The 13,293-nt window shown below is 71.9% G+C and carries 14 protein-coding genes; 9 read left to right on the top strand and 5 right to left on the bottom strand.

The window, feature by feature from the left end:
* From ABLE88_RS01875 to cobS, 4 genes are all read right to left on the bottom strand, one after another.
* Complete coding sequence (locus tag ABLE88_RS01875; protein WP_348829685.1) at window positions 1-918, bottom strand: cation diffusion facilitator family transporter; 918 nt, start codon at window positions 916-918, stop codon at window positions 1-3.
* Between the two features lie 94 nt (window positions 919-1,012).
* Complete coding sequence (locus ABLE88_RS01870) at window positions 1,013-1,732, bottom strand: TIGR02281 family clan AA aspartic protease (RefSeq protein ID WP_348829683.1); 720 nt, start codon at window positions 1,730-1,732, stop codon at window positions 1,013-1,015.
* Window positions 1,722-1,964: a DUF1289 domain-containing protein gene (locus ABLE88_RS01865; RefSeq protein WP_348829682.1), complete on the bottom strand. Its 243-nt coding sequence runs from the start codon at window positions 1,962-1,964 to the stop codon at window positions 1,722-1,724. Before ABLE88_RS01865 ends, ABLE88_RS01870 begins: the two co-directional genes overlap by 11 nt.
* 57 nt (window positions 1,965-2,021) lie before the next feature.
* Window positions 2,022-2,822, bottom strand: a complete 801-nt coding sequence (gene cobS, locus ABLE88_RS01860; protein ID WP_348829681.1) for an adenosylcobinamide-GDP ribazoletransferase — start codon at window positions 2,820-2,822, stop codon at window positions 2,022-2,024.
* 251 nt (window positions 2,823-3,073) lie between these two features.
* Between cobS and yajC the strand changes: the two genes are divergently transcribed.
* From yajC to ABLE88_RS01815, 9 genes are all read left to right on the top strand, one after another.
* Complete coding sequence (yajC, locus tag ABLE88_RS01855; RefSeq protein ID WP_348829679.1) at window positions 3,074-3,430, top strand: preprotein translocase subunit YajC; 357 nt, start codon at window positions 3,074-3,076, stop codon at window positions 3,428-3,430.
* Window positions 3,431-3,468: 38 nt separating this feature from the next.
* Entirely contained in the window at window positions 3,469-5,076 is a 1,608-nt protein-coding gene (gene secD, locus ABLE88_RS01850; RefSeq protein ID WP_348829677.1) for a protein translocase subunit SecD, read from the top strand.
* Window positions 5,077-5,087: 11 nt separating this feature from the next.
* A complete protein-coding gene (secF, locus tag ABLE88_RS01845; RefSeq protein ID WP_348829675.1) occupies window positions 5,088-6,425 on the top strand; it encodes a protein translocase subunit SecF in 1,338 nt (445 codons plus the stop codon).
* 2 nt (window positions 6,426-6,427) lie between these two features.
* The gene (locus ABLE88_RS01840; RefSeq protein ID WP_348829674.1) at window positions 6,428-6,868 is read left to right on the top strand and encodes an Mth938-like domain-containing protein; all 441 of its coding nucleotides are present in this window, start codon (window positions 6,428-6,430) and stop codon (window positions 6,866-6,868) included.
* A 194-nt stretch (window positions 6,869-7,062) separates the two neighbouring features.
* Window positions 7,063-7,938, top strand: coding sequence for a phytoene/squalene synthase family protein (locus ABLE88_RS01835; protein WP_348829672.1), 876 nt, complete (start codon window positions 7,063-7,065; stop codon window positions 7,936-7,938).
* 90 nt (window positions 7,939-8,028) lie between these two features.
* Window positions 8,029-8,742, top strand: a complete 714-nt coding sequence (locus tag ABLE88_RS01830; protein ID WP_348829671.1) for a metal-dependent hydrolase — start codon at window positions 8,029-8,031, stop codon at window positions 8,740-8,742.
* A gap of 227 nt (window positions 8,743-8,969) precedes the next feature.
* On the top strand, window positions 8,970-10,790 hold the full coding sequence (recQ, locus tag ABLE88_RS01825) for a DNA helicase RecQ (protein WP_348829669.1): 1,821 nt from the start codon (window positions 8,970-8,972) through the stop codon (window positions 10,788-10,790).
* A 72-nt stretch (window positions 10,791-10,862) separates the two neighbouring features.
* Window positions 10,863-11,399 (top strand): Holliday junction resolvase RuvX, encoded by a 537-nt coding sequence (gene ruvX / locus ABLE88_RS01820; protein ID WP_348829668.1) that lies wholly within the window; start codon window positions 10,863-10,865, stop codon window positions 11,397-11,399.
* A 234-nt stretch (window positions 11,400-11,633) separates the two neighbouring features.
* Window positions 11,634-12,572 carry an AEC family transporter gene (locus ABLE88_RS01815; protein ID WP_348829667.1) on the top strand — a complete coding sequence of 313 codons (939 nt, stop codon included), beginning with the start codon at window positions 11,634-11,636 and terminating at the stop codon, window positions 12,570-12,572.
* A gap of 39 nt (window positions 12,573-12,611) precedes the next feature.
* Here ABLE88_RS01815 and ABLE88_RS01810 read toward each other — a convergent pair whose 3' ends face one another.
* Complete coding sequence (locus ABLE88_RS01810) at window positions 12,612-13,001, bottom strand: hypothetical protein (protein WP_348829666.1); 390 nt, start codon at window positions 12,999-13,001, stop codon at window positions 12,612-12,614.
* Between the last annotated feature and the right edge of the window lie 292 nt (window positions 13,002-13,293).

The raw sequence follows: 13,293 nt of genomic DNA, 5'->3' as shown, positions 1-13,293 counted from the left end.
TCAGGCGCTGCCGGCCGGTGGTGTCCCGGCCACGGGCACGGCGATCACCACCACGTCGACCTCGGGGATGGCGTGGCGCAGGGCGTTGCGCATCCCCTCCGTGGCGGCGCCCACGTCGGCGATGGTGCGGGCGGGATCGAACGCCACCGTGATCTCCACGTGCGACACCGAGCCGGAGCGGCGGGTGCGCACGCCGATCAATTGCTCGTAGCTCTCGAAGGAGGCGGCGAGCGCCGCGTTCACCTTGACCTGGAGCGGCTCGGCGAGCGCGCGGTCCAGGAGGTCCGGCAGCGCCTCGTAGATCATGTGCGCGCCCACCACGACCATGAAGGTCGCGCCCACCAGGCCGCCGACATCGTCCGCGACCCGCGCCAGCTCCCGGTCGCCGGAAAGGGCGTCGACGGCCACGCACGCCACCACCGTCACCGAGGCCGCCGCCTTGGCGACCCGCCCCCGGAACTGGGACGCCACGATGATCGAGGTGCCCGCGCGCGTCGCCCGCCACAGCGGCGCGAGCGGCAGCACGTTGGTCACGAGGTTGTAGACCACCAGCGCGATCGCGGCGGCGGCCCAGGCGGGGGGCAGCTCCGGCTGCTCATGCGCGACCACCACCTTGGCGACGATGACGCCCGCCGCCGCGATCAGCAGCACGCCGATGCCGGCCGAGAGCATGCGCTCCAGCTTGCCGACGCCGAACTCGTAGAAATAGGTCCGCCCGCGATGCACCGCCCGCAGGGTCGCGAGCGCGGCGGCTTCCACGATCAGCAGCAGGCCGCCCCGCAGCAGCTCCGCCAGCATGGCGAGGGAGCCGATGCGCCAGACCGTGACGGCGTAGGGCAGGAACACGCTCACGTCGAGCAGCAGGGCGAACAGGATCGCGTGCTCCTTCAGGCGGTCGCTCTCGCTCGGCTCTCGCATCGCTGTGCCCTTCGTCCCCCCTGCCTGGGGCGAATCTAAGGTCGGATGCCACAGGATTGAAGCGGTCCGATGGGCGGATGCCGACCGCCGCTTCTCAGGGCGCGGCGCCGCGCAGCATCAGCTGGTCGCCGCGGAACTCGAAGCCGTCGAGCCGGGTGAGGAAGGTCATGCCGAGCAGGCTGGTGCGCAGCACGCCCGGCGGCGAGACCAGAGCCGGCACATGCCGCTCGACGATGCCGCCGACGATGATGTTGTCGAGGGTGACGGCGGCGGCCTTGGTGCGCCCGTTGGCGGTCTCCACCGCCACGTCGTAGGTGAGGAACTCCACCGGCAGGCCGGCCGCCTTGGCGGCGGCGTGGGTGAGCACCACCGAGGTGGCGCCGGTGTCCACCAGCATGGGGACGCTCGCCCCGTTCACCGCCGCGCGCACGGCGAAGTCGCCGGCCGCCCCGCGCGTCACCTCCACGGTGACCCGGGCGCCCTCGAGGCGCGGCACCACGTAGCCCGGCACCAATTGGCTGACGACCCGCTCGGCCACCGCGCGCAGCGGCGCGCGATAGGTGTAAGCGAGCGCGAGGAACGCCGCGAGCACCACCCAGAACGCCGCCGCCAGCAGCGATTCGCCGACCCGGCCGCGGAACATGGACCAGGCGAACGCGCCGATGAAGATGGCGATCGAGAGCTTGGCCACCAGGCTCGCGAACTGGTCGAGGTCGAGCCCGGCGACCGAGCCCTGCTCGTGGTGCACCGCGAGCACCGCCACGCCGCCGAACAGGCCCAGCAGCAGCAGCCAGAGCAGCCGGTCACCGCGCATCGTCGTCGTCCGGCGGGCCGTCGGAGAACAGGCCCGGCCGCTCCGCCTTGAGCCGCTCGAGGCGGGCCGGCAGGGCCGCCATGATGGTGGCGCGCACCTGCGGCGAGAGCGAGGGCCAGGCGCCGATCTCGCGCGTGCTGCGCCCGCAGCCCAGGCACAGCCCGCTCATGGGATCGAGCGCGCAGATGCGCACGCAGGGCGTGAGGATGGGGGCGGCTTCGGCGTCGGGCATCTGTTCGGCGACCGGGTATGTGGCGGCGCGGGCTCGCAAGGACGCGCCGGCTGGCGCTCAGGCGTTTCGGGCGAACATAAGAACGCCAAGCAGAAACGCAATCTCGGCCACCTGCTGGGTGGCGCCCGCCACGTCCCCGGTCTGGCCGCCGATCATCCGCTGCGACAGCCGCACCATGACGAAAAGCGCGAGCAAAGGCGCGATCAGGCCGGCGAAGGCGGCGCCGACGCCGTAGCTCGGCACCAGCACCACGATCACCACCAGCGCCGCCACCAGCGCGCAGGCGGCCGCCGCCGCGGGCGATGGCTGGCCGACGCCGGCCGAGGCGCCGTCGGCGCGGGCCGGCGGCAGAGCGCGCAGCAGCAGGATGCCGGCGGCGCGCGAGGCGGCAGCGGCGGCGGCGAGGGTGAGCGCCGCGCGCAGCGGCCCGGCGGCCCACAGCAATTGCGACAGGCCGGCGACGCGCAGCAGCAGCGCGAGGCCGAGCGCGGTGGCGCCATAGGCGCCGATGCGGCTGTCGCGCATGATGGCGAGCCGTTGCGCCGTGTCCCGTCCGCCGCCGAAGCCGTCCGCGGTGTCGGCGAGGCCGTCCTCGTGCACCGCGCCGGTGGCGAGCACCATGGCGGCCACCGCCAGCACCGCCGCCAGATCGCCGCCGAAGCCGGCCGCGTCGCCGATCAGCAGCATCGCCGCGCCGATCAGGCCGATCACGGCGCCGGCCAGCGGGATGGCGTAGGCGATGCGGTCGAGGTCCGGCGGGCCGTAGGCGCCGGCGCCCTGCGCCTTGGGCGCGACCGGCAGGCGCGAATAGAAGCGCAGGGCGGCCAGGAGGTCTTCGGCGATCCGGTTGGGCTGCATCGGGCGTTCCGCGTCCGCAAATGGAGGCGCCGGCGCGCCGCCGGCCCTCCTTTGGGAGCCTTATTCGCCGCTCCGGTCAAGTGCGCGGGCGGCCGCCGGGGCCGCAAAGTTCCCTAACGGAATATGCCCGCGAAGCCGCGCGCGGACGTGCGTTTGCATTCGACGGGCCGCCCGGTATAGTCCGGCCGCTTCGCCGGACCCCGCCGGGGGCGCGGCTTTGTTGACCCCCACGAACCAGAACGAGGATGCTCATGTTCATCTCGCCCGCTTTCGCCCAGGGCGCACCGGCCGCCGGCGGCGGTGCCGACATGCTCATTCAGCTCGCCCCGTTCCTGCTGATCTTCGTGGTGATGTACTTCCTCATCCTGCGTCCCCAGCAGAAGCGCGCCAAGGCCCATCAGGAAATGGTCAACGCGCTGCGCCGCGGCGACGTGGTGGTGACCGCCGGCGGACTGGTCGGCAAGGTCAGCCGGGTGATCGACGAGAACGAGGTGGAGCTCCAGATCGCCGACAATGTGAAGGTGCGCCAGCTGCGCGCCCACATCGCCTCGGTGCGCGCCAAGGGCGAGCCGGCCAAGGACGAGGTCATCCCGCCTCCGAACGTGTGATCCGGCGACGCGTGAACCTGCCATAGACTGCACGCCCGATGCTGCACTTCTCCCGCTTCAAGACCGCGGCCATCCTCGTCATCACGGCGCTCGGCATCCTGTTTGCCCTGCCCAACGTGCTGCCGCCGAACGTGCTCGCCCAATTGCCGTCCTGGCTCGCCGCGAGCCACGTCACGCTCGGCCTCGACCTGCAGGGTGGCTCGCACATCCTGCTGGAGGTGGACGGGCCGGCGCTGGTGAAGGAGCGCGCCGAGCAGGTGCGCGACGAGGTGCGGCGCGTGCTGCGCGACCAGAAGATCGGCTATTCCAACCTCGCGGTGCGCGACACCACCGTGAACGTGCGGGTGCGCGATCCCGCCGACACCCAGAAGGCGGTGACCGAGCTGCGCAAGCTCGCCGTGCCGGTCACCGACTCCCTGTTCGGCAGTTCCACCGGCGAGATGGACCTCACGATCGCCTCCGGCGCCGACGGCGCGGTGAGCGTGACCCTGACCCAGGCCGGCCTCAACGCCCGCATCCGCTCGGCGGTGGACCAGTCGATCGAGATCATCCGCCGCCGCATCGACCAGCTCGGCACGGTGGAGCCCAACATCCAGCGCCAGGGCGCGGACCGCATCCTGGTCCAGGTGCCGGGCCTGCAGGATCCGCAGCGTCTGAAGTCGCTGCTCGGGCAGACCGCCAAGCTCTCGTTCCGCATGGTCGACATGTCCATGTCGCCGCAGCAGGCGCTGGAAGGCCGCCCGCCGGTGGATTCGGAGGTGCTGGAGGGGCCGAACGGCGAGCCCTATCTGGTGGAGAAGCAGGTGCGCGTCTCCGGCGAGGACCTGGTGGACGCCCAGCCGGGCTTCGACCAGCAGAATCGCGAGCCGATCGTCTCCTTCCGCTTCAATTCCAACGGCGCGCGGCGCTTCGCCGCGGTGTCCCAGGAGGCGGTGGGGCGGCCCTTCGCCATCGTCCTCGACAACCACGTGATCTCCGCCCCGGTGATCCGCGAGCCGATCCTCAGCGGCTCGGGCCAGATCTCCGGCGGCTTCACCGTGCAGCAGGCCAACGACCTCGCCATCCTGCTGCGCGCCGGCGCGCTGCCGGCCCCGCTCAAGGTGGTGGAGGAGCGCACCGTGGGCCCGAGCCTCGGCGCCGATTCCATCGAGAGCGGCAAGGTCGCGGCCTATGTGGCCTCGGGCCTCGTCGCCGTGTTCATGATCGCGGTCTACGGCCTGTTCGGCGTGTTCGCGCTGATCGCGCTGGTGATCCACATCACGCTCATGTTCTCGCTCCAGTCCATGCTCGGGGCGACGCTGACGCTGCCCGGCATCGCCGGCGTGATCCTGACCATCGGCATGGCGGTGGATTCCAACGTGGTGATCTTCGAGCGCATCCGTGACGAGGCGCGCGAGGGTCGCTCGGCCATCTCGGCCATCGACAAGGGCTTCGTGAACGCACTCGGCACCATCGTCGACGCCAACGTCACCTCGCTCGCCACCGCCGTCATCCTGTTCCTGATGGGCGGCTCGGGCCCGGTGCGCGGCTTCGCCGTCACCTACATTCTCGGCCTTCTGACCACCATGTTCACCGCCTACACCCTGACGCGGCTCATGATCGCCTATTGGGTGAAGTGGCGGCGGCCGGCCAAGCTGCCCATCTGAAGGCGCCGAACATGCCCTTGATCGACTACATTCCGGCGCAGACCAACATCCGCTTCATGCGCCTGCGCCACTGGACGTTCCCGCTGTCGGCGGCGATGTCCGTGGTGGCGGTGCTGCTGTTCGCCACGGTGGGCTTCAACCTCGGCATCGACTTCCGCGGCGGCACGCTGATCGAGGCGCAGTCGGCCCAGCCGCAGGCCGACATCGGCGCGCTGCGCGAGCACCTGACCGACCTCGACATCGGCGACGTGCAGATCCAGGAGTTCGGCTCGCCGCGCGACGTGCTGATCCGCATCGGCCAGTCGGGCTCGGAGGAGGCGCAGCAGGCGACCATCGCCAAGGTGCGCGGCTCGCTCGGGGCGGACTATTCGGTGCGCCGCGTGGAGACGGTCGGCCCCTCGGTGTCCGAGGAACTGGTGCGCCAGTCGATCCTCGCCATGGTGCTCGGCGCCTTCGCCGTGCTCGCTTATCTGTGGTTCCGCTTCGAGTGGCAGTTCGCGGTCGGCGCCCTCGTCACGACCATGCACGACATCTTCGTCACCCTGATGGTCTATTCCGCGTTCGGGATCGACTTCGACCTGACGTCGATCGCCGCCATCCTGACCATCATGGGCTACTCGCTCAACGACACGGTGGTGGTGTACGACCGCATCCGCGAGATGCTGCGGCGCTACAAGAAGATGCCGCTGCCGGAGCTGCTCGACACGGCGGTGAACGCCACCTTCTCGCGCACCATCATCGTTTCCACCACCACCTTCTTCGCGACGCTCGCGCTCTATTTCTTCGGCGGCGAGGTGCTGCGCGGCTTCTCGCTCGCCATGACCGTGGGCGTGGTGATCGGCACCTATTCCACCATCTTCGTGGCGGCGCCGATCCTGATCCATCTCGGCCTGCGCGCCTCCACCGTCGCCAAGCCGGACGTCGCCAAGGCGGAACGGCCGGCGGGCGAGGACCTGCTCGAGGTGGACGAGGTCGCCGCCTTGATGAAGGCGCAGGCTGAGGCCGAGGCGCCGGCGGCGATCTCCGGCCCGGCACCGGCCGGCGCGGCCGCGGCCAAGGCGCCGGCGGCCCCTGCCGCCAAGGCGCCGGCCAAGGGCCAGGCCCGCGCGGCCAAGGCGCCCGCCAAGGGGGCGGCCAAGGCCCCCGCGAAGGCTCCGGCCAAGGCTCCGGCCGAGACGCCCGCTACGGCGCCGGCGAAGGGGCCCGCCAAGGACCCGGCGGCGGGATCCGTCCCGGAGGGCACGGCCGAGGCGCCGGCAGCCGCGCCCACGGCCGGTCCGGCGGCCGATGGGTCGAAGCCGGGCGAGGGCGCGGCGGCACGCCCGCCGGGCGACGCCGAGAAGGGCTGAGCATGGCCGGCCGGCAAGAACGGCCCGATCCGCGGCCCGATGCGCCGCCTGAGCTGCAATCCGTCCCGGCGTCTGCGGCGGCGCCCTTCCTGCCCCGGCAGGTGCCGATCGACGGCTATGGCGAGCGCTTCTTCCATTTCTCCGGCATGTCTTATGCGGGCTCGATCCTGGCGCTGCCCTCGGGCGTGCGCCCCTGGCCGGTGGGCTCGTTCCGCGACCTCGACGGCGCGGCGCTGGCGCCCGTCATCGCCGAGGCGCGCGCCTTCGAGCTGCTGTTCCTCGGCACCGGGCGCGACCCGGCGCACCTCAAGGAGGATCTGAAGGCGCTGCTGCGGGCGGCGGGCCTGCGGTTCGAGCTGATGCCGACGCCGGCGGCGGCCTCCACCTACAACGTGCTGCTCGCCGAAGGCCGCCCGGTGGGCGCGGCGTTGGTGGCGCTCTGAGGGCGGTGCGCGGCGATTTTTCCGCCCCGAGGCTGGCACTTTCGCCCGCTCGGGCGTTTGCTGCATGACCGCGGACAGCAGGGCCCTGCGTCAGCACTCCCGAGAAATGCTCCATGTCCCTGCAATGACACGCTTTCCTCACGCGGATCGGCCGCCGCTCCGCACCAAGCCAGTCTAGGCTCCGGCACCCCGCCATGTCGCTCGAGGCCGCCTACGCATATTGCGCCGATCTGGTGCGCGCCCAGGACCGCGACCGCTTCCTCGCGGCGCTGTTCGCGCCCGCCGCCGCGCGGCCGCACCTCAACGCGCTCGCCGCCTTCAACGTGGAGGTGGCGCGGGTGCGCGAGGTGGCGCGCGAGGCGCTGCCCGGCGAGGTGCGCCTCGCCTGGTGGCGCGAGGTGATCGAGGGCGAGGGCTGGGGCGAGGTGGAGGGCCATCCCGTTGCCGCGGCCCTGCTCGACACCATCGCCCGCTGTTCGCTGCCGCGCGCGAGCCTCGCCGCGCTGACCGATGCCCGCATCTTCGACCTCTACGACGATCCCATGCCGAGCCTGAGCGATCTCGAAGGCTATGCGGGCGAGACCGCGTCGGCGCTGCTTCAGCTCGCCGCTTTGGCGATTTCCCCCGCCGCCGCCGCGCAGGCGGGGGACGCGTCCGGCCATGGCGGCGTCGCCTTGGCGCTCACCGGGCTGATGCGCGCGTTCCCGATCCATGCGGCGCGCGGCCAGTGCTTCCTGCCGCTGGATCTGCTCGCGCGCCACGGCATCGGCCGGGACGCGGCGGTCTCGGGCACGCCGACGCCCGCGCTTCTCGCCGCGCTCGCGGACCTGCGCGCGGAGGCGCTGCGGCACCTGTCCGCCGCCGGCGCGGCGTTCGACACGATCGCCGGCCGCGCCGGCATCGCCGCCCCTTTCCTGCCGCTGGCCCTGGTGGCGGGCGATCTCAAGGCGCTGGCGAAGGTGCGCGATCCGTTCCGGGAGATGGCCGGCCTCTCGCCGCTGCGGCGGCCGTTCGGGCTCTGGCGCGCGGCGCGCCAAGCGGCGTCGGGCAGGGCTTTCATCCCCGTCTGAGCGCGCATCGCGCATTGCACCGGCGGGCGGCTTCTTCGATACTCCGGCCGCCTTCCCCTCCCTTTCTCCGGCTCCACGGGGTTGAAATCCATGAAGATCACCTGGCTCGGTCATGCCGCCTTCCGTCTGGACTTCTCGGGCAAGGCGGTGCTCATCGATCCGTTCTTCACCGGCAATCCGGTGTTCAAGGGCACGCGGCAGGAGGCGGCGCGGGGCGTCACCCACATCCTTTTGACCCACGGCCACGGCGACCATGTGGGCGACACCGTCGCCATCGTCGAGGAGGCGGCCGACGCGGCGCGCGAGATCCCGGTGGTGGCCAATCCCGAGATCTGCACCTACCTCGCCGGCCAGGGCGTCGGCTCCACCGCCTTCATGAACACCGGCGGCACCGTGGACATGGGCGGCTTCACCGTCACCATGGTGCGCGCGGACCATTCCTCGGGCGGCAACGCCACCCCGGCGGAATATCTCGGCAACCCCTCCGGCCTGATCGTCAAGGCGCCGGGCGAGCCGACGCTCTGGCACATGGGCGACACCGACATCTTCTCGGACATGGCGCTGATCTGCGAGATCCACGAACCGAAGGTGGTGATCCTGCCCATCGGCGACCGCTTCACCATGAGCCCGAGAACCGCCGCGCTGGCGGTGAAGCGCTTCCTGCCCGGGGTGGAGACCGTGGTGCCCTGCCACTACGCCACCTTCCCGCTGCTGGTGCAGGACCCCTCCGGCTTCATCGACGCCCTGAAGGACCATCCGGTGAAGGTCGAGGCGCCTGCGGTCGGCGGCAGCTTCGAGGTGTGAGCGGGGCGGCGGCCCGGTGATCGCGTCCCCCTGCGGCTTGTCCGCAGGGTCCACCACACCGCTCGCCCAGGGGTGGCGTTGAGGCCCCGGACAAGCCGGGGCATGACGGCAGCTCACCCGCTTTGCACCGATCCACGTCCGATCGCGGGCGCCGCGCCGATGCTCCCGGCGCGGCGCCGTTCGAGGTCTGCCCATTGCCCGGGCTCCGGGCGCGGCTATAAGGCGCCATGACCGCTCACGCCCCCTCCGCCCAGACGCCCGCGCACGTATTGCGCCACGTGTTCGGCTTCGAGCGCTTCCGCGGCCGGCAGGAAGAGATCGTCGCCCATGTCTGCGGCGGCGGCGATGCGCTGGTGCTGATGCCCACCGGCGGCGGCAAGTCGCTGTGCTACCAAGTGCCGGCTCTGGTGCGGCCGGGCACCGGCATCGTCGTCTCGCCGCTGATCGCGCTGATGCACGACCAGGTGCAGGCGCTGCGCCAGTTGGGCGTGAAGGCGGCGATGCTCAATTCCTCGCTGGCGCCCGCCGCCGCGCGCCAGGTGGAGCGGCAGCTCGCCATGGGCGAGCTCGATTTGCTTTATGTGGCGCCCGAACGGCTGCTCACCGAGGGCTTCCTGACCCTGCTCGACGGCGCGCGCATCGCGCTGTTCGCGATCGACGAGGCGCACTGCGTCTCCCAATGGGGCCACGACTTCCGGCCCGAATACCGCCAGCTGACGGTGCTGCACGAGCGCTTCCCGGCGGTGCCGCGCATCGCGCTTACGGCGACCGCGGACGGGCCGACCCGGCGCGAGATCGTCGAGCGCCTGGCGCTGGAGGAGGGCAGGGTGTTCCTGTCCTCGTTCGACCGGCCGAACATCCGCTACCGCATCGTGCCCAAGGACAATCCGCGCGCCCAGCTGCGCGCCTTCCTGGACGACCACGACGGCGAGGCCGGCATCGTCTATTGCATGAGCCGGGCGAAGGTGGAGGCCACCGCCGAGATGCTGTCCACCGAGGGCCGCACGGCGCTGCCCTACCATGCCGGCCTCGACGGCGAGACCCGCGCGCGCAACCAGGACCGCTTCCTCAAGGAGGAGGGGATCATCATGGTGGCGACCATCGCCTTCGGCATGGGCATCGACAAGCCGGACGTGCGCTTCGTGGTCCATCTCGATCTGCCCAAGAGCATCGAGGCCTATTACCAGGAGACCGGCCGCGCCGGCCGCGACGGGCTGCCGTCCGAGGCGCTGCTGCTCTACGGCCTGGAGGACGTGGCGAAGCTGATCCAGTTCGTGGAATCGTCCGACGCCCCCGACGCGCGCAAGCGCGTGGAGCGCGCCAAGCTCGACGCGCTGCTCGGCCTGTGCGAGAGCGCAAGGTGCCGGCGCCAGGTGCTGCTGTCCTATTTCGAGGAGGACCTGAAGGAGCCGTGCGGCAATTGCGACACCTGCCTCGCGCCGCCCAAGACCTTCGATGGCACCGAGGCGGCGCGCAAGCTCTTGTCCTGCGTCTACCGCACCGGCGAACGGTTCGGCGCCGGCCACGTGATCGACGTGCTGCTCGGCAACGCCACCGACAAGGTGGCGAAGTTCGGCCACGACAAGATCTCCACCTTCGGCATCGGCAAGGACTTCTCGCGCGACGACTGGCGCGCCGTGGTGCGCCAGCTGGTGGCCATGGGGCATCTGGTGGTGGACGTGGAGGGGCATGGCGCGCTCGGCCTCGCCGAGAAGTGCCGCCCGGTTCTGCGCGGCGAGGAGAAGGTGGAGCTGAAGGCCGAGGCCCGCGCCCGCCCGGCCCGCACCGGCGGCGGCGAGCGCGCGCCGCGCGCCCAGCTCTCCGATCCCGCCGACGAGGCGCTGTTCCGCCGCCTCAAGGCGCTGCGGCTCGAGATCGCCCGCGCCCAAAGCGTGCCGCCTTATGTGATCTTCCACGACACGACGCTGATGGAGGTGGCGCGCCTGCGCCCGCGCTCGCTCGCCGCCTTCGGCGACATTTCCGGCGTCGGCGAGGCCAAGCTGGAGCGCTACGGCAGCGCGTTCCTGGCGGTGGTGGATGGGGGGTGAGGGCGCTGCCTCTGGCGCCGCGCGGCGAAACACGCGAGGGTGCGGCGCGCCAGAAACCCACGCCGGAGCCCCATGCCGACACCCCCGCCGCCGCCTTCTGATGTCGTCCCCGCGCCCGCGCCGGTGCTACCGCTGGCCGAGGCGGCGGCGCTGCTGCCGGAGCGCGGGGCGCTGATCGGGCTCGACCTCGGCACCAAGACCATCGGCGTCTCCTCGAGCGACCCGGACCGGCGCATCGCCACCACGGTGGAGACCGTGAAGCGCACCAAGTTCACCGCCGACGCCTTGCGCCTCCTCGCGCTGGCGGACGAACGCCGGGCCGTGGCGTTCGTGCTCGGCCTGCCGCTCAACATGGACGGCAGCGAGGGGCCGCGCGCCCAGGCGAGCCGGGCGTTCGCCCGCAATTTCGCGCGCCTGTCCCGCCGCCCCATCGCCCTGTGGGACGAGCGGCTGTCCACCGCCGCCGTGGAGCGCGCGCTGATCGCCGCCGACATGAGCCGGGCGCGCCGCGCCGCCGTGGTGGACCAGCACGCCGCTTTGTTCATCCTGGAAGGCGCGCTCGATTTCCTCGACCGCCTGCGCGCCGAGGCCGAACCGCCCGAGGACTGAGCCGGCCGGCGCCCTCCGGCGGCCGGCCGCGGGCATAGGCGGAACGGATCGGGACCTTGGCCGCGCCGGTGATTCGGACACGGTCCGTCCCGCGCCTGTTCTCGTTCCGCGGCCGGGCCGTGCCAAAGCGGGACGGCGCGGGAAAAGGAAACAGGACGGTTTCCTTCCGCCCCGCCGGCCTCTATGACGGGGCGCTCCGGGAGCCTCCCGCGCCCCGGTCCTCAGTTGCGTGCCATGTCCATCATCCTCACCGCCCTGGTTCCGGTCTTCCTCATCATCGCGCTCGGCGCAGTGTTGCGGCACGTGCTGCTGAAGGATCCGCTGCACTGGGCGGGGCTGGAGCGGCTCACCTATTTCGTGCTGTTTCCCGCGCTGCTGGTGGTCTCGGCGGTGAAGGCGGACCTCTCCAAGGTCAATGTGCTGGCGGTCACCGGCACGCTGCTCGGCGCGGTGCTGGCCCTGTCGGTGACCATCGTCGCCCTGAACCGGCCGGTGATGGCCATGTTCAAGCTCGACGGGCCGGCCTTCACCTCGCTCTACCAGGGCTCGTTCCGCTGGAACACCTACATCGCGCTGGCGGTGGCGGGCGGGCTCTACGGCGCCGAGGGCATCACCATCGCCGCGGTGGCGCTGGTGGCGATGATCCCGGTGCTCAACGTGATCGCCGTGGTGGTGCTCGCCCACTTCGCCGGGCGGGAGGCGCCGACGCTTCTCGGCGTGCTGCGCCAGCTGGTGCAGAACCCCTATATCTGGGCGTGCCTGGTGGGCGCGCTCATCAATTATGCCGCGATCCCGATTCCGGCGGTGGTGATCGAGTTCGGCGACGTGCTCGGGCGCGCCTCGCTGGCGGTGGGGCTGATCGTGGTCGGCGGCGGGCTCTCGGTCGCCCAGCTCGCCCGGCCGAAGCCCGCGGTCTATCTCGCCACGGTGCTGAAGCTGCTGGTGAAGCCGGCCATCGCCATTGCCCTGGGGCTGGCGCTCGGGCTCACGCCGATCGAGCTGGCGGTGGTGGTGGTGACCGCCGCGGTCCCCTCGGCGCCGGCCGGCTATGTGCTGGCGCGGCAGATGGGCGGCGACGCGCCGCTGCTGGCGGAGATGCTCACCGTGCAGATCCTTGCCGCGGCGGTCACCATGCCGCTCATGGTTGGGCTGGCGCAGACGCTGTCGCACTGACGCGCCGAAAGGCGCGCCAGACGAAGCGGGGCGCTGGCGTCAGCAGGGCGACCAGTAGCCGTAGCCGCGCGGGTCGGTCTGCACCCAGCACCGGCCAGGGGCGGGCGCGGGCTCGAGATATACCGCCGGCGGCGGCTGGTAGTAGACGGTGGGCGGGGGCGGTGCCGCGGCGGCCCCGGCGATCGCCGCGCCGCCCAGGATGCCGAGGGCGATGCCCGCGCCCACGGCGGCGCCGCTGGGCGGGCCGCAATTCCAGCATTCGCCGTACCAGCGGCCGCGATACCAATAGCCCACCTTAATCACCTCCGCCGCGGCGGGCGCAAGCTGCGCCGCGCCGGTGCCAAGGCCGGCGGCGCGCGCCGGCGCCGCCATCCCGAGCAGGGTCGCGGCGGCGAGCGCCGTTGCGAGCAGCTTCATCATCGAGGCCATGAAGGTCTCTCCTTGCCAGCGTGCCGGGCACCGGCCGCGCCGGCCGGTCGAGCGGCGCGGGTGGCAGGTCCCATCCGGTCCAGTGTTGCGGGCGATCGGTGAATCGCTGCTTTACCAAACGTGGCGTGCCAGTGGCGCCGGCGCGGCGTTCCTTGGACGGGGACGATCGAAGTGCGAATCTGCCCCGTTGAAAAAACGTACATTCGTTTTATTCTTCGCCCGCGCGGGCCGCCGTCCGGCGCTTCGGGTGGGCCCCGGCCGCCGCCGGGGCTCGCGCCGCAGGCGCGTGCGC

The organism is Xanthobacter luteus (assembly GCF_040049235.1).
Classification (GTDB): domain Bacteria; phylum Pseudomonadota; class Alphaproteobacteria; order Rhizobiales; family Xanthobacteraceae; genus Xanthobacter.
The sequence above is the reverse complement of the archived record's forward strand: the minus strand, read 5'-3'. Positions and strand labels throughout refer to the sequence as shown.